At 35.2% G+C, this 23,713-nt stretch carries 22 protein-coding genes; 8 read left to right on the top strand and 14 right to left on the bottom strand.

The window, feature by feature from the left end; translation table 11 throughout:
- Positions 1-4: 4 nt before the first annotated feature.
- The 7 genes from rmuC to JI747_RS06220 form a co-directional block, all read right to left on the bottom strand.
- A complete protein-coding gene (rmuC, locus tag JI747_RS06250) occupies positions 5-1,504 on the bottom strand; it encodes a DNA recombination protein RmuC (RefSeq protein ID WP_225687033.1) in 1,500 nt (499 codons plus the stop codon).
- Positions 1,505-1,595: 91 nt separating this feature from the next.
- Entirely contained in the window at positions 1,596-2,351 is a 756-nt protein-coding gene (locus JI747_RS06245; protein WP_225687032.1) for a DUF5995 family protein, read from the bottom strand.
- A 69-nt stretch (positions 2,352-2,420) separates the two neighbouring features.
- The gene (locus JI747_RS06240; protein WP_225687031.1) at positions 2,421-3,152 is read right to left on the bottom strand and encodes a hypothetical protein; all 732 of its coding nucleotides are present in this window, start codon (positions 3,150-3,152) and stop codon (positions 2,421-2,423) included.
- A gap of 2 nt (positions 3,153-3,154) precedes the next feature.
- Complete coding sequence (locus tag JI747_RS06235) at positions 3,155-3,679, bottom strand: YciI family protein (RefSeq protein ID WP_225687030.1); 525 nt, start codon at positions 3,677-3,679, stop codon at positions 3,155-3,157.
- A gap of 56 nt (positions 3,680-3,735) precedes the next feature.
- Entirely contained in the window at positions 3,736-4,239 is a 504-nt protein-coding gene (locus tag JI747_RS06230) for a hypothetical protein (protein ID WP_225687028.1), read from the bottom strand.
- A gap of 201 nt (positions 4,240-4,440) precedes the next feature.
- Positions 4,441-5,619, bottom strand: a complete 1,179-nt coding sequence (pncB, locus tag JI747_RS06225; protein WP_225687027.1) for a nicotinate phosphoribosyltransferase — start codon at positions 5,617-5,619, stop codon at positions 4,441-4,443.
- 93 nt (positions 5,620-5,712) lie between these two features.
- A complete protein-coding gene (locus JI747_RS06220) occupies positions 5,713-6,189 on the bottom strand; it encodes a Dps family protein (protein ID WP_225687026.1) in 477 nt (158 codons plus the stop codon).
- Between the two features lie 105 nt (positions 6,190-6,294).
- Here JI747_RS06220 and JI747_RS06215 point away from each other — a divergent pair, with 105 nt between their 5' ends.
- The 7 genes from JI747_RS06215 to JI747_RS06185 all read left to right on the top strand — a co-directional run bounded on the left by JI747_RS06215 (position 6,295) and on the right by JI747_RS06185 (position 12,894).
- Positions 6,295-7,887, top strand: a complete 1,593-nt coding sequence (locus tag JI747_RS06215) for a hypothetical protein (RefSeq protein ID WP_225687025.1) — start codon at positions 6,295-6,297, stop codon at positions 7,885-7,887.
- A 109-nt stretch (positions 7,888-7,996) separates the two neighbouring features.
- The gene (gene rpsL / locus JI747_RS06210; RefSeq protein WP_027381287.1) at positions 7,997-8,410 is read left to right on the top strand and encodes a 30S ribosomal protein S12; all 414 of its coding nucleotides are present in this window, start codon (positions 7,997-7,999) and stop codon (positions 8,408-8,410) included.
- 23 nt (positions 8,411-8,433) lie between these two features.
- Entirely contained in the window at positions 8,434-8,910 is a 477-nt protein-coding gene (gene rpsG / locus JI747_RS06205; RefSeq protein WP_034677991.1) for a 30S ribosomal protein S7, read from the top strand.
- Between the two features lie 6 nt (positions 8,911-8,916).
- Positions 8,917-11,034 (top strand): elongation factor G, encoded by a 2,118-nt coding sequence (gene fusA / locus JI747_RS06200; RefSeq protein WP_225687024.1) that lies wholly within the window; start codon positions 8,917-8,919, stop codon positions 11,032-11,034.
- Between the two features lie 17 nt (positions 11,035-11,051).
- Positions 11,052-11,357: a 30S ribosomal protein S10 gene (gene rpsJ, locus JI747_RS06195; protein WP_002661363.1), complete on the top strand. Its 306-nt coding sequence runs from the start codon at positions 11,052-11,054 to the stop codon at positions 11,355-11,357.
- Positions 11,358-11,497: 140 nt separating this feature from the next.
- Positions 11,498-12,325, top strand: a complete 828-nt coding sequence (locus tag JI747_RS06190) for a GLPGLI family protein (RefSeq protein WP_225687023.1) — start codon at positions 11,498-11,500, stop codon at positions 12,323-12,325.
- Between the two features lie 80 nt (positions 12,326-12,405).
- Positions 12,406-12,894, top strand: coding sequence for a low affinity iron permease family protein (locus JI747_RS06185; RefSeq protein WP_225687022.1), 489 nt, complete (start codon positions 12,406-12,408; stop codon positions 12,892-12,894).
- 75 nt (positions 12,895-12,969) lie between these two features.
- Here the strand turns inward: JI747_RS06185 and JI747_RS06180 are convergent, their stop codons facing one another.
- From JI747_RS06180 to JI747_RS06150, 7 genes are all read right to left on the bottom strand, one after another.
- On the bottom strand, positions 12,970-15,669 hold the full coding sequence (locus JI747_RS06180; protein WP_225687021.1) for a hypothetical protein: 2,700 nt from the start codon (positions 15,667-15,669) through the stop codon (positions 12,970-12,972).
- 28 nt (positions 15,670-15,697) lie between these two features.
- Positions 15,698-16,678, bottom strand: a complete 981-nt coding sequence (locus JI747_RS06175; RefSeq protein WP_225687019.1) for a hypothetical protein — start codon at positions 16,676-16,678, stop codon at positions 15,698-15,700.
- Between the two features lie 71 nt (positions 16,679-16,749).
- Positions 16,750-17,895: a T9SS type A sorting domain-containing protein gene (locus JI747_RS06170; protein WP_225687017.1), complete on the bottom strand. Its 1,146-nt coding sequence runs from the start codon at positions 17,893-17,895 to the stop codon at positions 16,750-16,752.
- A gap of 238 nt (positions 17,896-18,133) precedes the next feature.
- Positions 18,134-18,934, bottom strand: coding sequence for a hypothetical protein (locus tag JI747_RS06165; RefSeq protein WP_225687015.1), 801 nt, complete (start codon positions 18,932-18,934; stop codon positions 18,134-18,136).
- 15 nt (positions 18,935-18,949) lie between these two features.
- Positions 18,950-19,681 (bottom strand): MIP/aquaporin family protein, encoded by a 732-nt coding sequence (locus tag JI747_RS06160; RefSeq protein WP_225687014.1) that lies wholly within the window; start codon positions 19,679-19,681, stop codon positions 18,950-18,952.
- Between the two features lie 25 nt (positions 19,682-19,706).
- Positions 19,707-21,203, bottom strand: a complete 1,497-nt coding sequence (gene glpK, locus JI747_RS06155) for a glycerol kinase GlpK (protein ID WP_225687013.1) — start codon at positions 21,201-21,203, stop codon at positions 19,707-19,709.
- Positions 21,204-21,222: 19 nt separating this feature from the next.
- On the bottom strand, positions 21,223-22,812 hold the full coding sequence (locus JI747_RS06150) for a glycerol-3-phosphate dehydrogenase/oxidase (protein ID WP_225687012.1): 1,590 nt from the start codon (positions 22,810-22,812) through the stop codon (positions 21,223-21,225).
- Between the two features lie 115 nt (positions 22,813-22,927).
- Between JI747_RS06150 and JI747_RS06145 the strand changes: the two genes are divergently transcribed.
- Entirely contained in the window at positions 22,928-23,692 is a 765-nt protein-coding gene (locus JI747_RS06145; protein WP_047442141.1) for a DeoR/GlpR family DNA-binding transcription regulator, read from the top strand.
- Positions 23,693-23,713 lie beyond the last annotated feature (21 nt).

Here is a 23,713-nt window from a genome sequence, read left to right as displayed (position 1 = left end):
TGTTTTAAGATTCTAATGGATGTTGCGAATTGTCGATCAGGCTTTGTGGAATTTCTTTTTTGTTTTTGATTCCTAAAGATTTAAGTTTTTGAGTCTGAACAATCAGATTGTCGTTTCCTGTATATAGTTGTTTGAATGCATCATTGTAAACATTCTTGGCCTGATCTATATTTTTACCGACTTTTTCAAGATTTTCTACAAAGCTCGAGAATTTATCGTAAAGTTTTGCCCCGCGTTCTGCGATTTCAATGGAATTTCTGTTTTGGTACTCTCTTTTCCAAAGATCGGCAATAAGTTTTAAAGAAGTAATTAAATTACTGGGATTTAGCAGCAATATTCTCTTTTCATAAGCGAAATTCCATAGATTCTGGTCTGCTTGCATAGCCGCAATATAAGCCGGTTCACTAGGAATAAACATCATCACAAAATCTAAAGATTTACCATAATCGTCATATGCTTTCTGGCTTAACTGGGTAATGTGGTTTTTAATGGAGCCGAGATGCTGATTGATTTTTATCTGATAAATCTCCGCATCAGTTTCATCTACAAGTTCTGTAAAAGCCGTTAAAGATACTTTTGAATCGATAATGACATTTCTTTCATCAGGATATTTTACAACGGCATCCGGACGCATTTTTTTGCCCGAAAATTCGGAGAAAAGAGCTTTGTTATCTTCATCTCGAAGCTCGTGTTCAAGAAAATATTCGCGGCCTTTTACCAGTCCGGATTTTTCTAAAATACTTTCCAGAATCATTTCACCCCAGTTTCCCTGAGTTTTACTTTCCCCTTTTAATGCTTTTGTCAGTTTTTTGGCATCTTCAGAAATCTGCTGATTGAGTAAAGCCAGTTCTTTTACTTTTTCAGCCAGAGAAAAGCGTTCTTTATTTTCCTTTTCATAAGCTTCATTCACCTTATTTTTGAGCTCATTTATTTTTTCCTGAAAAGGTTCCAGAATTGTTTTTAACTGGGTTTGATTTAAAGAGGTGAATTTCGCGCTTTTTTCTTCAAGGATTTTATTGGCTAAATTCTCAAATTGAAGTTTTCCTTCTTCCTGTATTTTTGAAATTTCTTCTTTCTGGGTTTCCAGAGAAGTTTTAAGATTTTGATTCAATGCTGAAAGTTCTGCATTTTTAGCAATAAGGTCTTGTTTCTCGATTAAAAGCTTTTCAATCTGATGAGTCTGATTGAAAAGGATGGCTTTTTGATCTTCGAACTGAGATTGGATAGAGGTGTATTCTGCAGATATTTTTGCAAACTCATTTTTAAGATCGTTAAAATGATCATTGAGTAATAAATAGGAATCTTTTTCTTTCGAAACCTGAGTTTGAAGATCCTGATTTTTTTCATTTGAGTTTTTCAGATCGGAAGCAGTTTCAATGTTTTGACGAGTGAGTTCATCAAGAGAAGTTCTGGAAACCATAGATGATTTCAGTATGAAATACAGGACAATACCTCCTAAAATTCCTCCGACAATAAATCCGATAATCAAATAACTCATTTCCATTTTTCAAAATTACAAAAACGAACGTGTATTTCTTTTATGGGAAACCGTAAAATTTTTCACCAGAACTTCCACCATTTTCGAATGGATGTATTTAAACATTCTTTATTGAAGCCAGTATTTCGATATTTTTCACGATATCATTGCTTTCGCATTTTTTTAATTCTTTGAGTATAGCGGGAGTCAGAATTTTTGGATTTACAATCTGGGTTGCCACTTTTGCTGCAGCATAATCTACGATTCCAATAACGGAGTCTCTCAAAAAATTTGGAGTGCTTGAAGCAATAACTGCTGTTGCCCAGGAAGTATCTCTGGCTTTAGAAATTGCAAAGTCTAAAACGGTGTTGTCTTTTCCGTTTGAAATTTTATCGATCAATTCTACAGGATAGCAAATTTTATTTAAAGAATCCTGAACTTTTTGATTGATGGAAGCGATAACATTATTGATGTTTTCAAAGTCCGTTTTTAAAGGATTTATTTTTCTGTATGGCATTATTGAAGCGGCAGAAATTCCCAGATCTAAATTGATATGTGCATTCATGCCTAAGAAAATATGCTGTAAAATGAGAAGGTCTTTATTTTTTGCAGCTTCAAAAGCTACATACCATGCGTTGGTACATTTTTTACCTTTCTGATAATTTTCCCATGCTTCAAGATATCTTTGGGCAAAAGCAAGATCCAGTAAGGTCATTCTTATATTGTCTTCAAATTTTTTCTGCTGAATTCCTTTCAAAACCTGAGCGGTCATAATTCTATAGGTGCACGCAAAATATCCTGCCGGACTTTTATTTTCCTTGCACCAGATAATGATCTCGTCTAATTTTTTCAGAACTTCTTCGATGGTTTTCATGTTGGTTTTTGTTTTTTATAAATATAATAAAACCTCACAGGATTTGTGAGGTTTAAAGTTTTTCAAAGATTATTTATTGTAAAACGTGAGTTTCAAAATGTTGTTCTTTATTTCTAAAATTCCGCTTTTCGGATTTTGGAAATAAAGTTTTTGATGGTTTTCGGATTCTTTTATAATTATTGGTTCGGAATAAAATAATTTTTCAGGAAGTTCTGCTATTGTTTTGAATTTGTGGTTTTGTAACTCAGATACGGTTGTTTTAGTCCCTTGGATGTTAGTAAGAATAGAGTAAAGTTTTTTGTTATAAACAAAACTTGTTGCAATGATTACTTGGCTGGAATCGATTATTCTTTTTGTTCCTAAACGAGATTTTGCTTCATATTCTCTTGTAATAATATCTGGATGATAAACGGGGATACTCTTGGTTATTTCCATTTTTTCGGGATCAGTAATTTCTAAAATGTCAGAATTTCCGATCATATGATTTGAAGAATTGGAAACATAGTATTTTCCGTCTATTTTGTTTACGGAAACGGGACAACTTGCAATGGCATAATGAATGACTTGGGTTTGTTTATTTTTAAAATAAACCGTTCCTCCCCATTCTCCTGAACAGCTTTTCCAAACTTCGTATTTTTGATCGCCATATAGAAATCCTGGTTGGTCGAAATTATGTATTTGCTTTAGCTCGTCAACAATATTCTTGTTAGCATCCTTTATTTCAATTTTAAAAACTGAAGGCTGCTTTTTGCAGCTGTTTAATAAAATGAATAATAAAGAAAGTGTGGAGAAGATTTTCATGATTACGGATTCTCTTTCGAAATCTCTTTATGATGCTTCAAATACATTGGTAATGCCGCCGAACCATACCATGGAAAAATCTCATACCCAAAAACTCCGGACTGAACTGCGGGATCCGTTTTTACCCATTTTTCGGCTTCTTCTTTTGATTTAGTATTAAAGATGAACATTCCTTCAAAATGCTGTTTGTTGTCTTCTCTGAACGGTCCTGCTATAATAATTTTTCCTTCATCGGCTAGTTTTTCTATATTGGATAAATGTCCTTTCATTAGTTCGCTTATCTTTGCTTTGTCCTCTATTTTGGTTGTTCCAGTTGTTAGCATTACAATCGTGTATGCTTTCATTCCGTATTTATCAGCTCCTAAAGAATCTGCAAGATTTTGATTAAAACTTGTTTTTGAATTATTAGAATCTCCATTTTTTCCACTCACTCCCGGTTTTCCGTCTTTTCCGTCTTGACCTTTTGTGTAGGTGATGCATGATGTGAGCGTAAAAGCAATTGTAAGATAAAGTAATGATTTTTTCATTTTTAAGTTGGTTTCGGATGGTTAGTTTTAATTATGGATTTGCAAATTTCTGAATTTTAGCTGATTGATGTAGAGATGGTTTTAATCTTAAACCATTTTCCATTTTTAAATTCATAGACAGCCATTTCACTATATGCGCTTAAAGGCCCTGTGTAGCTGTAATAGGAAAAAATAACTCTGTTTTTGTTTTTTAAAAATATAGGTTTGTCGATATGTAAAATAGGGGTGGACTTTTTAATGTAGTTATAATATTCTGTAGGCATCTCCTGCGATATATACCTTTTGAGTTTTTGTATATTTCTCAATTTCAGAGAATCTGCTTTTTTATTTTGCCAATGATTGAATTTTAAATTTTCTTTTTTCAGAGAATCAGAGTTGAGAATCTTTTGTTTGAATTTTTTTTGATGAATAGAATACCCTCTTGTATCATTTACTTGTTGTTTTATAAAAATCCAGTCATCATTATTTATTAAGGAATCCCGTTGTGTCTTTGTGGTCATCCATCTTTCAGGGTTTAATATAAGTGGGGCTTTTTCAAGTTTACTACCATAAAATTTCATATTTACTGCGGTTGATAAGAAATCATTTTTATCATTTAAATTTTTAATAAAAAACTGTATGAAATTATTAATCTGCTCCTCGTTATAAACATTAATTTCTGTAAACTTATTAAGTTTATAGTCACTCTTGTTGCAGGAGAGAAGTAGCAGTAGTATAACAATTGAATGTTTAACCCTCATTAAATAGTAGCTTGCAACTTTTTAATCATTAATTCTCAAAAATTCTTTTGCCAATTCAATCATTTTAGGATCTCCAGTGTATTTTCCGTGCTCGTCAGAAAGTTTTACTGTTGGAATCCATTCTTGATTAGGAGCCTGAACTCCGATCAGTTTCATGACGATATTCATTGGTTTTAAACCTACATCATTCGTTAAATTGGTTCCGATTCCGAAAGATATTCCGATTTTTCCTCTGCAATAATTGGTAATTTCTTCTACTTTTTCCAAGTTTAAAGCATCGGAGAAAATGATGTATTTAAATAATGGATTGATTCCGTGTTTTTGGTAATGAGCAATTGTTTTATCTGCAAATTCCAGGGGATCACCACTGTCATGACGAACACCATCGAAAAGTTTTGCAAATTTTTTATCGAATTGCTGGAAGAAAACATCAGTTGTATAGGTGTCAGAAAGTGCAACTCCTAAATCTCCTCTGTAGACATCTACCCAGTGTTCCAAAGCTAATTCGTTAGCCATTTTAAAGCCATATTCAGCAGCGTGGAACATGAACCATTCGTGAGCGTGAGTTCCAATAGGTTTTACTCCGTATTTCATGGCGAAATGTACATTTGAACTTCCGATAAATGTTGAATCTTTCTTTTGGGTCAATGCTTCCATTACAAGATTCTGTACTTTATAAGAATGTCTTCTTCTTGTCCCAAATTCTGCAAAATTGACTCCTAAGTTTCCTAATGCATCAGCTTTTTCCAGAGTTTTGCTCATTACCACTTCATTGGAATCTCTTTCCATGTGATTCATTTCATAATGAAGTTCGCTGATTAAAGCCAATAATGGAACTTCCCAAAGAATCGTTCTGTACCAAAGACCTTCTACCGTTACAGAAAGATCGCTTCCGGTCTGAACTATTTTTACTTCGGAAGGGTCATAATGATAGCCTTCAAGAAAATCCAGATAGGGAAGGTCGATGTAAGGACAGGTTTTTGCCATGAACTTTTTTTCGTCCTTTGTTAATTTAAGTTCAGCCATTTTATTAACAGTTTCTCTTAAAGCAACATCAAAGCCTTCAGGAAACTGATGTTTTCCTCTGTTGATGAATTCGTATTTTACAATAGAGCTTGGGAATAATTTTACCACAGCATTTTGCATGGTTATTTTATAGAAATCATTATCTAAAATGGAGTTTAATCGAATGTTGTGCATAATTGTGTATTTTGTACGCAAATTTAATTAATAAAAATAAAATCACCTAAATGTAAGGTGATTTTTTTAATTTTTTAGGATAATTTTTTATGTTTACTTTCCAAGATAAGAGTTGTACATCCAGACTTCTTTCTCTTGTTCAGTGATGTAATCGCTCATTTGAGAGTTAGTACCTTCGTCTCCTGCTTTGTCGGTGATGTCCAATAGTTCTCTTTGAAGATCGATAACCACTTTAAAAGAGTTTAAAATGATTTCCACACTTTTGGTTCCGTCGCTTACTTCCTGGCTTTCTTTAATGGTTGCAACTTTCAGATAATCAGAATAATTATGTGCAGGTGTTGCTCCTAATGTTAAAATTCTTTCTGCAATTTCATCTATTTTAAGGACTAAACTGTTGTAAAGCTCCTCAAATTTTGGATGCAATGTGAAAAACTGTTCACCTTTGATGTTCCAGTGAGAGCCTCTTGTGTTTTGATAAAAGACAGAATAGTTAGCCAGAAGGACATTTAATTTTTCTGCAATTTTCTTGCAATCGGCTTCTTTTAATCCAATAATACTTGCGTTTTTCATAGGTTCATTATTTATATACCACAAAGGTAGGAAATACCGTGCCGAACTGTAGCTAAATATAATAGATGATACTTATCTTTGAGATCTTTATAATGTATTTAAAATATGAGGACAGCTTCAGGCACTAGTTTAAAGAGCTTTTTTATAATATCTATGGTATTCTTCGGTGTCTGTCTGGGATATTATATAAATGTGCTTCTGAAAACGGACACTCATTATATATATCCACTTGATGATGCTTATATTCATTTGGCAATCGCAAAGAATTTTGCCTTACATGATGTATGGGGAGTTACGCAGTATCAGTTTTCTTCTACTTCTTCCTCACCTTTGTTTACTTATTTATTAAGTGTTCTAATTAAGGTTTTTGGAAATAACGATCAAATACCGCTGTATTTTAATGTTGTTTTGGGGATTGGGACTGTTTATTTTCTTAATCAATATTTTTCGGGAGTTTTTGAGAAAGCACAAAGTGTTGTTCTTTCTGTGTTGTTTACGTTGTTTTTTTCTGTGCTGCATTTGCAGGTGTTATCTGGGATGGAGCATGTCTTTCATGTTTTTCTAATCGTAGTCAACATTTTCTGCCTTTCAAAAGTTGAAAATAAATGGGCTGTTTTTGGATTTTATTTTTCGCTCCTGTTGATGGGAGTGGTACGTTTTGAAAGTATGTTCTATTTTATGATTCTTGCTTTTGTATTTATTTTAATCAAAAAATGGAAAACAGCGATCCTGGTTTTATTGACAGGATTTATCCCGATTATAATTTTTGGATACTTTAATTATCAGCATGATGGGTATTTCTTTCCCAACTCGGTTGTTGTAAAAGGAACGAAATTTAGTTTTGATTCTAATCTTCCGGTTCAGCTAAAAACAATTCTTCTGGATAATTTTTTATTCAATGCAAGTTTTTACAAAATAGGATTCTTTCCTATTATAATAAGTATGATCTTAATCTTAAGAGGTTTTAAAAATAAAGTTGGCTTTAATAAGGTTGTTAAAGACAATTTTCTAATTATTGTCTTTTCATTGCTGGTGGTTTGTCATTCCATGTTTGCAGATTTTAAAGGAATGTTTAGGTATGAAGCTTATATTCTTGTTGGGTTTTGTATGGCATTGATTCCTAAAATGAAAGTTTTTTTTGTGGATTTTAAAAGCAGTATTAAAAAAGAAAAACTGATGCTGGGATTAATAGTTATTAATTCTGTTTTATTAATTTATAAATTTTCCTTTGCCCATATGCTTTTGGATATGGGAGGTAAAAATATTTATGAACAGCAATTTCAATCGGCAAAATTCCTTAATGCCTATTATAATGAATCGAAAGTCGTTGCAAATGATATAGGGGCTATTACTTATTATACAGATATTCATCTGCTGGATATTGTTGGGTTAGGATCAGTAGAAATGATTCCTTTTGGTGAAAATAAGAGACCTCCTGATGATGATTTTGAGTCTTTTTTGAATAAATATACTAAAGATAATGAGTTTACGATTGCTATTATATATGACGAATGGTTTCAGGGACATGTTCCTAAAACTTGGAAAAAAGCAGGGGTTCTAAAGATTAATGATAGAACAACAGTAGGTGTAGATGAAGTTGCAATCTATTCTATTGATCTTAATAATCTACAACAACTAAAGGTAAATATTAGGAATTTTAACTGGAATCGAAATGTGCAAGTCACAATCGTAGATTAAATGCAAGTGTCTGTTAATTATTTTTTAAAATAAAATATTATTTCTTCCTAACTGCTTGTTAATTAAAAAAATATTACTATTTTTGCACCCTAAAATAAAAAGCAATTAAATGCCTACTATTCAACAATTAGTAAGAAAAGGAAGAGCCACGCTTGCCAAGAAGAGCAAATCGGCTGCCCTAGATTCTTGTCCACAAAGACGTGGTGTATGTACGAGAGTATATACTACTACACCGAAGAAACCTAACTCTGCACTTAGAAAAGTTGCAAGGGTAAGACTTTCTAACGGTAAAGAAGTGAATGCCTATATCCCGGGCGAAGGACACAATCTACAGGAGCACTCGATAGTATTGGTTAGAGGCGGAAGGGTGAAAGACCTACCGGGAGTACGTTACCACATCGTAAGAGGTGCATTAGACACTGCAGGTGTAAATGGAAGAACACAGAGAAGATCTAAGTATGGAGCTAAGAGACCTAAACCAGGTCAGGCACCAGCTGCACCAGCTAAAGGAAAGAAAAAATAATCATTAAATAAGGTACAGAAGCAATGAGAAAGACGAAAGCGAAAAAAAGACCGTTGTTACCAGATCCAAAGTTTAATGATCAATTGGTAACAAGATTCGTAAACAACCTAATGCTTGACGGTAAGAAGTCAATCGCATTCAAAATTTTCTATGATGCATTAGATATCGTAGAAACTAAAAAAGGAGAAACTGAGAAAACTGCACTAGAAATCTGGAAAGATGCATTAACTAACGTTATGCCTCACGTAGAAGTACGTTCTAGAAGAGTAGGTGGAGCTAACTTCCAGATTCCTATGCCAATCAGAGCTGATAGAAAAATTTCTATGGCAATGAAATGGTTAATTAGCTACTCTAAAAAGAGAAATGATAAGTCTATGGCTTTGAAATTGGCTAATGAAGTAGTAGCTGCTTCAAGAGAAGAAGGTGCTGCATTTAAAAAGAAAAGTGATACTCACAAAATGGCGGAAGCTAACAAGGCGTTTTCACACTTTAAATTCTAATCTGAAATGGGTAGAGATCTTAAATTTACAAGAAATATTGGTATTGCTGCTCACATTGATGCAGGTAAAACTACCACTACAGAAAGAATTTTATTCTATACAGGTGTAAACCACAAAATTGGAGAAGTTCACGATGGTGCTTCTACAATGGACTGGATGGAGCAGGAAGCAGAAAGAGGTATTACTATTACTTCTGCTGCAACTACTTGTTCTTGGAACTTTCCAACAGATCAAGGAAAAGCTTTACCAGAAACTAAACCTTACCATTTCAACATCATCGATACACCGGGACACGTTGACTTCACAGTAGAAGTAAACAGATCTTTGAGAGTATTAGATGGATTGGTATTCTTATTCTCAGCAGTAGATGGAGTAGAGCCTCAGTCTGAAACAAACTGGAGACTTGCTGACAACTATAAAGTTGCTAGAATGGGATTTGTAAACAAAATGGACAGACAAGGTGCTGACTTCCTTAACGTGGTAAACCAGGTTAAGACTATGTTAGGATCAAACGCAGTTCCAATCGTTTTACCAATCGGTGCTGAAGAGGATTTCAAAGGTGTTGTTGACTTGATCAAAAACAGAGCGATCATCTGGGATGAAGCTGGACAAGGTGCTACTTTCGAGGTAGTTCCAATTCCTGAAGACATGAAAGATGAAGTTCTTGAATATAGAGAGAAATTAGTAGAAGCTGTTTCTGAATATGATGAAACTTTGATGGAGAAATTCTTCGAAGATCCAGATTCAATTACAGAAGAAGAAATCAATGCTGCATTGAGAGCTGCTACTATCGATTTATCTATTATTCCAATGACTTGTGGTTCTTCATTCAAGAATAAAGGAGTACAGTTTATGTTGGATGCAGTATGTAAATACTTGCCTTCTCCATTGGATAAAGATGATATCAAAGGTACTGACCCAAGAACTGACGCTGAAATCACAAGAAAACCATCTGTAGATGAGCCTTTCTCTGCACTAGCATTTAAGATTGCTACTGACCCATTTGTGGGAAGATTAGCATTCTTCAGAGCATACTCTGGAAGACTAGATGCAGGTTCTTATATCTTGAACACTCGTTCAGGAGATAAAGAAAGAATCTCTAGAATCTATCAGATGCACGCTAACAAGCAAAACCCAGTAGAATATATTGAAGCTGGTGATATTGGTGCTGCGGTAGGATTCAAATCTATCAAAACTGGTGATACTATGTGTGATGAGAAAAACCCAATCGTTCTTGAATCGATGGTTTTCCCTGATCCGGTAATTGGTATCGCTGTTGAGCCTAAAACTAAAGCTGACCAAGATAAAATGGGTAACGCTCTAGCTAAATTGGCTGAAGAAGATCCAACGTTTACAGTAAGAACTGACGAGGCTTCTGGCCAAACGATTATCTCTGGTATGGGTGAGCTTCACTTGGATATCATTGTTGACCGTATGAAGAGAGAATTCAAAGTTGAAGTAAACCAAGGACAACCTCAGGTAGAATACAAAGAAAACTTAACAAGAGTTGCTCAACACAGAGAAGTTTACAAAAAACAATCTGGTGGTAAAGGTAAATTCGCTGACATTGTATTTGAACTAGGACCTGCAGACGAAGGTAAAGTTGGTTTAGAATTCATCAATGAGATCAAAGGTGGTAACGTTCCTAGAGAATTTGTTCCTGCAATTGAAAAAGGCTTTAAAGCTGCAATGAAGAACGGTCCTTTGGCTGGTTTCGAAGTTGAAGGTATTAAAGTTACTCTTAAAGACGGATCTTTCCACGCGGTGGATTCTGATGCTCTTTCTTTCGAAATGGCTGCAAAATTAGGATTCAAAGAAGCGGGACGTGCTGCTAAGCCAGTAATCATGGAGCCTATTATGAAATTGGAGGTTGTAACTCCGGAAGAATATATGGGTAACATCATTGGTGACCTTAACAAGAGAAGAGGTACTATCAGTGGACAAGAAGAAAAGAACGGTGCCGTTGTAATTAAAGGTTCAGTTCCATTATCTGAAATGTTCGGATATGTTACTACTCTAAGAACACTTTCATCAGGAAGAGCTACTTCTTCTATGGAATTAGAGAAGTACCAAGCTACTCCTCAAAACGTTGCTGAAGATATTATTGCTAAAGCAAAAGGTTAATTTTTAAAGTACAAGAAATGTCACAAAGAATCAGAATAAAACTAAAATCTTACGATTATAACTTGGTAGACAAGTCTGCTGAGAAAATCGTAAAAACGGTAAAGGCTACTGGTGCTGTTGTAAACGGTCCAATTCCATTGCCAACGAACAAGAGAATCTTCACTGTGTTGAGATCTCCGCACGTAAACAAGAAAGCAAGAGAGCAGTTCCAATTATCAGCTCACAAGAGACTAATGGATATCTACTCTTCTTCTTCTAAAACTGTTGATGCTCTAATGAAATTAGAACTTCCTTCAGGTGTAGACGTAGAAATTAAAGTGTGATAATTGCACACTAATGATTATAAAAAATCCGTTCCTTTTTGGGACGGATTTTTATTTTGTCTTTAATTAATATTTTAAATTTAATACTATTATGTATTGCAAGGTTCTATTTAATTTGTACATTTGTTAAAAATAGAACTATGAAAAGAATACTTTTATTAATGATCATGATGAGTTACTGCGTCCATGCACAGACACAGAGATTTATCTATGAATTGCAGTTTAAAATGGACTCTACCCAAAGTCAGCATGAAAAACTGAACTTCGTATTAGATATCAATCCGAAAGAAGTGAAATTTTATGAATACGATTATTTGAGATCCGATTCAATCAACAAAACTACAGGAAATTACGGGCATCATTATGGAAGCTGGTTTCCTTCTGTAAAACACGAAAGAAACTCCTATAAAAACCAGAATTACGAATTAATAGGGCATGATATGTTTACCTTTCCGACAGAAGATAAAATTTCGTGGAATTTGACGAATGAAACGAAAAAATTTGGAGAATATACCCTGCAAAAAGCAACGGCTAATTTCGGAGGAAGAAGTTGGGTAGCGTGGTTTAACAAAGACATAACATTATCTGAAGGTCCGTATAAATTCAGAGGACTTCCGGGATTGATCTTTCAGCTTGAGGACTCAGGTTCCAATTTCATTTTTACATTGGTTAAAAACAAAAATTTGAAGGAAACTTATGATACGGTTGGATTTATAGAAACCTATTACGGAACGAAACCTTTGGAAGTATCCGAAAAAATAAGAATGAAGAAAAAACTGGATTTTTATAATGATCCACTTCAGGATATGAGGCGAGATTTCAAAGAAAATATGCAGGGCGAAATGTTTGTCATGGGTACAAAAATAACCAAAGCAGAACAGTTCAATGATCTCAGTAAAAAGCTTCAGGAAATGTTTCGTAAGACTAATAACCCGATCGAAAGGGATAAGGCAATGAAATATGAATAATAAACCCATTAATTTAATTCAAGCTCTGCCAACTTCGGCGGAGTTTTTGATGGTTAAAATTCGGTAAAACTAATATAGCTATGGCAAATAATAACATTTTCGAAAAATTTTCAAACTGGGCAACAAGATTTACGGGAAGTTCATATGCTTTCATTGGTGCTACAACTATTGTAGTTATTTGGGCTATTTCGGGACCGGTTTTTAATTACTCCGAAACATGGCAATTGGTCATCAATACCGGAACTACCATTATTACATTTTTAATGGTATTTTTAATTCAAAAATCGCAGAACAAAGATTCCAAAGCAATTCAGATAAAGCTGAATGAACTGATTGCGGCCAATGAAAAAGCAAGTAACAGAATTGTAGATATCGAAGACCTCACAGAAAAGGAATTAGACCAGCTACATTGCTATTATGAACAACTATCTCAATTTGCCAAAGAAGATGCCGATATACATACTTCCCATTCAATAGATGCAGCACAGAGAAATCAGGATTACAAACATGAATTCTTCAAAAGAAAACATGAAGAATGGCTGCAAAAACAACAGCAGAAAAATATATAGATTTTCTCCAAAGAAATACCAAGAAAATAAAACCCCACAATTTGCGGGGTTTTATTTTTCAATGTTTATCAATTATTACTTCATGAAATATCCGAAGTAAGAGCAGCTTCCGATAAGATTCTTGGCTGTCTCTGTATTCGCATACTGTGTTTTCAGCAATGCAAAATACGTTCTGTATTTTTGATTTTTAATGTTGTCCATCTCTTTTTGATGGGCATCTGTTTTTTCAGACCACTTAGGGTCTGAGTAATCAATATTCGCTTGGTTTTTGGCTTCATACTGATAATATTTTCCCTGTTCGGCACTTGCCATCTGGAAAAGTATTCTTGCTTTCTCTTCCTTATTTCCGGAAAGATTTAATGCTTTTTTATAATAATTGATAGCTAGATCAAAATTATCCGGTTCGATGAAAGATCTGTCTAAGAAATTTTTATAATAATACTGATATGGATTTTTTTGTTCAGTCTGCCAGAAGTCATACTTTCCTCCGTTGCTGTTATCAATATCCATCACGAAAACCTGTCTGTAATATCCCAAAATAGAAGTATTATATAAAAGATTTCCGATCAGTTGATTGGCTTTTGCAGATTTCTCATCTTTTCCGTTTCCTATTTTTTTAAGCTGAATTAAAGCATCGGCAAGTTCCAGTTTATTCATTTTAGGTTTAATAAAAGGAAATGCGGTGTAATTCTCATTTTCCATACTTTGATCATCCGGACTTCCGAAGCTTTCCCAGACATTGTGTCCGAAGATATAATCAGAAATATTATTAAAGCCGTCATAATTGGTTCCGTCATACACCAGTTTTTCATATTTACCGGTCGTCGGATTGTACTTCTCATAATCCTCCCTAGGAATTCCGGCGAAGCTCTGTGCTTTCTGATAATAAGATTTCGCTTTCTCAAAATCGGCAGTTCTCATGGCTCTGTCACCGTAAATTGTGGCGAAAAATGCTTCAATATTGCCGACATTATCCATGTTCTTAGCAATGATTTGTTGTTCAAACTGAGTTTTATTCGGTTTTCTGTAGAAAACTTCCACGCTTTTTACCAGACTCAAATTCGGATTGTACTGTAAGTCGGAAAGCTTATTGTTCATCAGGAACGATTTTCCATCTTCCCCCTGAAGGAAATAACGGTTTGCCAAAACATCTTTCAGGAAATCTTTTGTTGACGGAACAGAACCATAATAATCATAATCATCTGTATTCGTGCTGTCTTTTTTGACTTCTTTTTCCACAAAATACTCTGCATAATCTTTCATAAGATGATCTTCATATTCTGCATCAATTTTAGGCTGAGAGACAATATCGTTCAGTACTTTCATTCTCTTGATCTGTTCAAGATATTCCGGATTGCTGGTTTTAATATCGTCTAAGATTTCAGTACTTTCTTTATAGTCTTTTTTCAAGAATTTCAGGTAAGCATCTGCAATCTGCCAGTATTCGTCACTGGATTTTTCTTTGGTCTTATTGGTGAATTTTTCCAGATCATCCAAATAGTCTTTGGTCTTTTCATCATACCAATAATTGTTTTTCGAGAAGACTGGAATCCTGTTTGGGTTTTCCAGTAATTCATCATCACTTTGGTCGGCTTTGTTTTCAGTTTTATCCTTATCAGACTTTGAACCTCCGAAAAGGTTTTTAAAAAAGCGGACAATTTTTTGCCAGAAAGAAAGTTTCTCTTCCTTCACCACCGGAACTTCGGGTGAAGTTTTATCAGCTGGATTTTTCTGAACAGCAGTATTCTTATTGTCGGAATAATAATAAATAGGAAGATAGCTTCTTTCAAGTTCGTTGATGCTTCTTACCGCCATCACTTTCAGGATTTCAGAATTCGGATCGATCTCAAACATCTTTTCCATGATCGGAATGGGGTTGTTGAAATCTTCATAACCTAAAAGAAAGTAAGCCATGTTTTTCTCTTCATTCGTTCCGGCTCTTTTCATAATATTATTAAAAGATGCGGTATCCGAAAGTTTCATAGAAACAAATGCAGATTCTTTACGGCTTTTGCTGTTCATGAAAACCTGAAAGAAATTCCAGTTGGCATCAGAATTCATTTCCAGTCCTCTTTGTGCGCCCGCAAGCTGATCAAGGGCCATAAAGTAAGGCGTCCCTTTTAATTTGACAGGCTGAACATAATTCTTGAAAGCCTGCGTTGCAGCGTCATAATTTCTTGTGTAATGATTGAAACGGACAAGCTGGTATCCGTATCGCTGTTTGATTTCAGGATTCCTTGCAGCATTGTATAATGAAGTTAATGCTGCAATTGTTTTGTTATAATCAAGATTTGTGGCATTCTTATCTTTATTGCTTCCATTGTAGTAAAATGAATTTTCATTCTCTACAAAGTTGATGCTCATATAAGGCTCCAGATATTTAGCTTCAATCAAATAATCGATTCCTTCCTTATACTTCTGATAAAATCCGGTACCGAGTTTTTTCAAGAGAGGATTATTGGGAGTTCCTTTCTTTAAATCATTAAGATCATTCAGGCTGATCTTATGAACAAGATAATCTGTTTCTGAATAAGAAAGCTGATTGTTGAAGAATTTTTTCCAGGAATCTATATTTTCATCCGGAATTACCCCTTGTTTGTATTGGTCGTAAAATCTGGTGGAATAACTAAGTAAAAAAGGCAAATAGGATTTGTCCTTAATAATACTCTGTGTAAATAGGTTGAAATACTCATAATCGGGATCAGACCATGCACAGGCGTTTGACTTTGTATAAAAAAGTGCCAGAACACTAAGTGAAAGAATATACTTTTTCATTATAATATGGTGTTTTTTAATGTCGATTTTAAAAATTAAAATCTTGATTGGATACAAATTTACTATCTAATTGATAATATATGATGTTAAAATTTGAGATTTTATTGTCAAGAAACTGAACGACCTCTTTTAGTTGGTCATCAGAAATCTCTTCAATTTTTATAGTAAAGCCTTTATTTAAATAATGACCAAAATAAAATCCGTCTTTCAGAACTTCTGCTGTGTTTTCTGAAATCTTTTTAAAATTAGGATTTTCGAGATCTTTTTTAGACAAAGCATTAATGAGTTTATGCTTCTCCAGATGATTGGTCACAATTCCCCATGAATAAATGGGTAAGGCAACTTCAATTTTTTTGATCGGATATTCATCAATTTTTGAAAGATAACTTTTCAAAATACTGACATCGAGAATAGAATTCTTATCAGAATTTTCCAATGGTGAAGAAGTGGAGTAGCACATGAGGTACACTTTCTCTACGGGAGGAATTCCTGTCTGGCTTTTATCTTTTACCTGATGAAGCCGGAGTGTACAGGTAATTTCTTTCCCCGATATTTTTTTTAATTCTTTTAAAAATTTAAAATAATCATCCCGCGTTCCGGCAGTCCAGTCACAGTCGATTTGGATTTCATTATGAACCGCTAAATGATATTCGGCAGTTTTCTTTTGAATAAGTTCATATACACTTTTGGCTAGGAAAGCGGTTTCATCTTTTTTAATGTAGAGAAAAGTGCGGTTGGTAATGAAAACTGTCGGAACGATCTTTTTCCCCGTTTCAAAACTTTTGTCTTTGGTAATGACTCCTACAGGCTGAAACTTGTTATCAATTTTATCTACATCAAAAAAGCGGGTATATAAATAAGGTGTTGGAGATTGATTCAGTGTTTTCTTTTCGGTTTCATTTAAAGTAAGCCTGGTTTTCCAGTAATAAAAACCATAGGAATGATTTTCCTTCTTACTGCAGGAAAATACAAGAAGTAATAGAAAGAGGATCGAAAAGTTTTTTTTCATACATTAAAAGTAAGAAATAATAACAAAAAAACCACCGCTAGCGGTGGTACCTTATATTAATCTCTATTGAATTAGTCGTTAATAAGCATTTTTTTTGTGTCAATGGTTTTACCGTTAATAGATAATTTGTACAAATACATTCCAGATTTCATATTGTTTAAGGCTATACTGCCTTCGCCGGTCATTCTGATGGGAAGAGATTTTACCAACTGTCCAGATACAGAATAGATTTCTATACTGCTGTTTTTGCTATCAGCAGGAAGATAGTATTTAATATTGGTTTCGCCTTTGCTGGGATTGGGGGCGTTTTGATAAAGTATTGCATTGTTATTTGAGGAAATATCCTTTACACTGGTTTGTTTTAAAAGATTTTTTAAGTCTATAAGCTCCTGTTTAAGATCATCGATTTGGCTTTGTAACTCAGTGACGGTTTCATCATTTGCTTGTTTTGCTACAGTAGTTGTAGCAACCATTACATTCCCGTTTGCATCTACTACCAATGCTTTTCCTGAACCACTAGGAAGACTCTCAAGCCTAACCGTTCCAACTGTGTGAAAATTTGCAGTCGGTACTGTCGTTCGTACGCCTACCATTTGATCTTTAATGAGCATTGTTGGGATTTTTGAAAGCCCAAACATAACAGAATAAGGAATGTCATTTTTTACATTTGCTCCAAAAACAAAAGATCGGTTGCCGGTAGCTGCCAGATCAATTCCAAATCCTCCTGAATATTCTGTTGTTAAATCAATTCCCACTCCAATAGCAAATTGATTGGTCGCTCTTATGGTATTCTTCCATCCCATTGCTACAGATTTTCCAGCTCCGTTTAATATGATGTTGGATTGGCCAGTTACAAAATTTGCACCTCCAGATTCAGTTAATTGATGTCCCCATCCTCCGACTATAGAGGAATTTGTATTGCTGCCGAGTACATGTTTTGTTCCGGCAACAATGTTCCCTTTTCCTTTAATATCATTAGTGTTATTTGTAGATTCTACAACAAAGGAGCCTGCAGCATTTAAATACGCTTGCCCACCATCGTCTTTTTGTCCATTGGTTCTTAAAAATAAAGTAGCATCATCAATGGTACCAACATAGTTGGAACTGTTGGTACCCAGATTACCGATGATGTCCCATTGTTGTGCATTGACTGCTCCGGCAGAGAGTATCATTGCTCCTGTAATAATGTTCTTGATGTTGAATAGTTTTTTGTTCATAATAACTAAATATTTAATGATTTTGTATTACGAATCTATTTAAATCAAACCCCGAAAGTAATTACCATTTAGTAAGTGTGTATTATTTTCTAATAACTGCTTCAATATTTCTAATAAATAAGTTTTGCCATTTTCTCTATATGTGAGGTATTGCTTTTGGAATGGATTGCTGAACAATTCAAAAAAACAATAAACCATCTCTTTTTGAGATGGTTTATGAATTACTAACAATTTGTATTTAAAATACCGTTGCTGCCAATTGTATTCTTGCGAACTTATTAGATGGATTCCACATGGCCATCATAGCAACCGGAAGATTGTAATGATCCGTAATTTTTAAAGTTTTGGTTGCCTTTACTCCAACGTTTACAATATCAAAACTGTTCTCCCCGTTTCCATAAAGAAATTTTTTGTCATTTAAAGCAAAACCTGCTCCCACAAAAGCATCAAGATTTACTTTTTTATCTTTAATCACTGGATAGCTTGCCTGAACGTATGTTGAATATTTATTCTTTTTATAGCTTCCGTCCGGTTCCAAAACAACTTCTCCTGCATTTGCTCCTCCGTACAACATGATGTCTGCTTCAATATTTAAAGGAAATGAGGGCCCGAACGTATAATTCGTTCTCAAGTCAATAATATGAGCCGTTTTTCTGTTGGAATAATTAAAAATATCATCCGAAGCAACGGCTGTATTTATGTTTCTTGAATTAAACAGATCCCATAATCCGATGTAAAATCTTCCGTTGGAAAACTGTACATAATAATTGATTTCCTTGTAATGGGTGTTGTCTTTGTCATCCGCCAAAGCTGAAGCTCCCCAAATTCCGACTTTCCATTTTTTGTCTTTATCCAAAGCGTAGGAAAGATTTCCCATCACCACAGGTTTGTCTGTAATAATTAAACCTCTCCAAAGGTGATTGTTCTGAATGTTTGCGGTGAAATCCAATCTGCTGTCTTCTTGAGGTTCTGTGTTTTCCTGGGCCAAAAGATTTCCTGTGCCCAATACAATCAGGCATATATAAAAGAGTTTTTTCATTGTTTAAACTGTCGATTAAGTTATAAGGCAGTATAGTAATGCTGCAAGAGCGGCTCCGATGATGGGGCCTGCAATTGGAATCCAGGCGTATCCCCAATCACTGCTTCCTTTCACGGGAAGAATGGCATACATAATTCTTGGCCCGAGATCTCTGGCCGGATTGATGGCATAACCCGTTGTTCCTCCTAAGGACAATCCAATTGCCCAAACCAAAAAGGTAACAGGTAAAGCACCAACGCTTCCTAAACCAATTTTTGCGGTAGGATCATTATGTAAAGTAACACTTGGATCTGCAAAATGGAAAATCACAAATACCAAAACGAAAGTTCCGATAATTTCACTAATGATATTGGAAAGCGGTTTTCTAATTGCCGGACCTGTACTGAAACAAGCCAATTTTGCACCTTCATCTTCTGTGATGGCAAAATGATCTTTATTAAATAACCAAACAAGGAAAGCTCCCAACATCGCACCAATCATTTCTCCTGCGATATAAGTCGGAACCAGATCCCATGAGAATTTTCCCGCAAAGGCCAATCCTAAAGTCACTGCCGGATTCAAATGCGCTCCGCTGACTGGTCCAGCAACCGTCACGCCTACGAAAACTGCCAATGCCCAAGCTGTCGTAATCACGATCCATCCGGAATTATTTCCTTTGGTATCTTTCAAAACAACGTTTGCCACTACGCCGTTTCCTAAAAGTATCATCAGCATGGTGCCGATTATTTCTGCTACAAATGGAGTCATAGTTTTAATTTTGTTTTAAATATGATTAATCTTCAATCCAGTTTTGAGAGCGTTGAACCGCTTTGTTCCAGGTGTTGACCATTTTATCAACTGCTTCTCTTTCCAATTGTGGATGAAAATCTTTATCAACGATCCATTGAGACTGAATTTCATCAATACTTTCCCAATATCCAACGGCAAGTCCGGCAAGGTAAGCAGCTCCCAACGCAGTTGTTTCCAATGTTTTTGGTCTTGTAATTTTAAATCCGAAAATATCTGACTGAATCTGCATTAAAATATCGCTTGCAGAGGCTCCGCCATCAACTCTTAATTCCAAACTTTCTCTTCCGGAATCTGCTTCCATTGATTTTACAATATCATAAACCTGAAAGGCAATTCCTTCTAAAGTTGCTCTTGCAATGTGTCCGTCTGTTGTTCCGCGGGTTACGCCAAAGATTGTTCCACGAGCATACTGATCCCAGTGAGGCGCACCTAAACCTGTGAGAGCAGGAACAAAATAAACACCGCCATTATCATCTACGGATTGTGCTAAAGCATTTACTTCTTCTGCCGACTGAATCAACTTTAATCCATCTCTCAACCATTGAATTGCGGCTCCGCCTACAAATACACTTCCTTCCAAAGCATAGTTGACTTCTTCATTAATTTTCCAGGCAACGGTTGTCAATAAATTGTTTTTTGATGCAACGGCTTCAGTTCCTGTATTCATTAAAAGGAAGCAACCGGTTCCGTACGTATTTTTTACCATTCCGGGAGTTGTACACATTTGTCCGAAAAGTGCAGCCTGTTGATCTCCTGCAATTCCTGCAATCGGAATTTTTGTGGAAAATAGAGTAGTGGCTGTTTCTCCGTAGATTTCACTGCTTTGCTTTACTTCTGGTAAAATCGCTCTTGGAATATTGAATAATTCCAATAAATCATTGTCCCAATCCAAAGTATGGATATTCAAAAGCATGGTTCTGCTTGCATTCGAAACATCGGTAATGAACATTTTTCCGCGTGTAAGTTTCCAGACTAAGAAAGTATCAACTGTTCCGAAACAAAGTTGTCCAGCTTCTGCTTTTTCTCTTGCTCCTTCTACATTGTCTAAAATCCACTTCAGTTTAGTAGCCGAAAAATAAGCATCCAATACAAGACCTGTTTTTTCTTTAATGGTTTCAGCATGACCTTGTTCTTTTAATTCGTCGCAATATTTCGCGGTTCTTCTGTCTTGCCATACAATTGCGTTGTAAACAGGTTCTCCTGTTTCTGTATCCCAGACGACGGTAGTTTCACGCTGATTAGTAATCCCGATGGCGGCAACTTCTCTTCCGGAAATTCCGGCTTTGGCAATTACTTCCGCCGCTACGGAAACCTGAGAAGACCAGATTTCATTAGGATCATGTTCTACCCAACCCGGGGTAGGAAATATTTGTTCAAAACTTTTCTGAGAAACATATTCTATTTCTCCGCTGTGATTGAATAAAATGGCTCTTGACGACGTTGTCCCTTGGTCCAGAGCGAGAATTAACTTTTTACTCATGCTATGATAGTAATTAAGATTAAATGGATCTTGGAGAGTAAGGAGTCAATAAATATCCTCTCGCCAATTCGATAAACTCATTTTCCTGTTCATGTGCCCATTCCTCAGAATGTCCGTTTTCTTTTGCGATGATGAGCGCAATCTTATGCGCACTGTCGATTGCTGCTCTTGCATCTAAAAATAAAAGTCGGACTCTTCGTGCTAAAATATCTTCAATGGTTTGTGCCATTTCGCTTCGGATAGCCCAAATTGCTTCCGCGACTGTGAATGGATGATCAGGATGTATCTTTTCTGAAAATTCAGGATTGCTCTGCTGTAGTTTTTTGATTTCGGGAATATCTGCACCGTATACATACAGATGATTGGTTCTGTCAACAGTTTCCGGTTTCACATTTCCATGAATCGAAAGATGTTCTGTTTTAGAAGTGGTAGTTCCTAAGTTGTGAACTTGCATTGCCTTATCAATGGTATCTTCTGCCATCTTACGATAAGTTGTCCACTTTCCTCCGATAATGGAAACCAATCCGGTGTCGGAAGTTACGACTTTATGACTTCTCGAAACTTCTTTTGTGCTTTTGCTTCCGTCTTTTGGAGCAGCAAGAGGCCGAAGTCCTGCGAAAACAGATTTAACATCTTCGCGAGTTGGTTTTTTAGCTAAATATTGTCTTGCTGTATTTAAAACGAATTTAATTTCATCTTCCAAAGCTCTCGGTTCGAAACTTTCGCTTTCCAATAACGTATCGGTTGTTCCTACCAAAGCTCGGTCATGCCACGGAACGACAAATAAAACTCTTCCGTCTGATGTTTTCGGAATCATGATTGCGTCGTCGCTTTTTAAGAAAGATTTATCCAAAACCAAATGAATTCCCTGACTCGGAACTACGAATTTTCCGTGTTTCGGATTATTCATATTTAATATATCATTCGTGAAAACTCCTGTTGCGTTGATAACTACTTTCGTTTTGATTTCGAACTGCTCTTTCGTGAACTGGTCTTCTGCAACAACTCCTGTTATTATATTGGAATCGTTTTTAATTAAATTAATCACTTTAATGTAATTAACTACAGTTCCTCCTTTTTCAGTAATTGTTTGTGCTAAATTGATGGCCAGTCTTGCATCATCAAACTGTCCGTCCTGGTAGACCACTCCGCTTGCCAAACCTTTTTGTTCTATAGTAGGAAGTTTTTCAACGGTTTTCGATTTGCTGATATATTTTGTTCTTCCTAAACTTAGTTTTCCGGCAAGGAAATCATAAACGGAAAGTCCTATTTTATAATAAATTCCTCCCCACCAAGTATAGTTTGGAATAATAAAAGATTGGTTTTTAACAACATGTGCTGCGTTTTTTGCCAGTAAACCTCTCTCTTTCAATGCTTCTTTTACCAAGCCAATATCTCCCTGTGCTAAATATCGTACTCCTCCGTGTACCAATTTGGTACTTCTGCTGGAAGTTGCTTTCGCAAAGTCATGCGACTCCAACAGTAACGTTTTAAATCCTCTGCTTGTAGCATCTAATGCCGAACCTAAACCACTCGCTCCACCACCTATTATAATGAAATCCCATTCTTTGACGGTTGTTAATTTGCTGAGTTCTTCGTTTCGTTTCATAATATTTCGTTATGTTTCGTTTTCAAATGTATAAATTAAAAACGAAACCAAAAAGAAAATAAATGAAATTTTTCGAATCAAAATAAAAATGGTATTTTTGATGAAACGAAACAAAATGGAAAAATTACTGCCTAGACACAATGATATATTGAAGGAACTGGATCATAATGATCATGTTCTTGTGCAGGATTTGTGTGAGAAGTTTAATGTTTCGTCTGTTACAATTCGAAAGGATCTAAACTATCTTGAAAGTTTAGGGCTGCTTTTCCGAAATCATGGGGGAGCAAGTAAGCATGTAAGATATGCTTATGAAAAAAATGTTGATGAGAAAGAAAGTATCAATGTAGAAGCGAAACAGAATATTGCGAAAGGGGCTTTGTCTTTAATTCAGGAAAATGACTGTATTATTCTGGCTTCCGGAACAACAATGCATTATTTGGCAAGAATGCTTGTCAATTTTGGTCCGCTTACTGTTTTGACTTCTTCTTTGCGTGTTGCAATTGAGCTTTGTAATAATCCTAACATTAATATTATACAACTGGGAGGTGAAGTAAGAAAAAGCTCAACTTCGATTGTTGGTTCTATTTCTGAAACTATTCTGAAACAGTTTTCGTGTAATAAATTATTTCTTGGGGTTGACGGAATCGATATGGATTTCGGGATCAGCACATCCAATGCTGCAGAAGCACATTTGAATCAACTGATGATCGAGTGTTCTGATAAGGTTGTCATTCTTGCAGACTCTTCCAAGTTAAATAAAAAAGGTTTCGGTAAAATTGCCGATCTGGATAAAATCGATTATCTGATTACAGATAATGACATTTTAGAAGAAGATAAAAATAATCTTGAAGAAATTGGAGTAAGTGTAATTGTTAAATAAAAATCAACTCATTTTTAAATT

The organism is Chryseobacterium tagetis (genome assembly GCF_016735585.2).
Classification (GTDB): Bacteria; Bacteroidota; Bacteroidia; order Flavobacteriales; family Weeksellaceae; genus Chryseobacterium; species Chryseobacterium tagetis.
The sequence above is the reverse complement of the archived record's forward strand: the minus strand, read 5'-3'. Positions and strand labels throughout refer to the sequence as shown.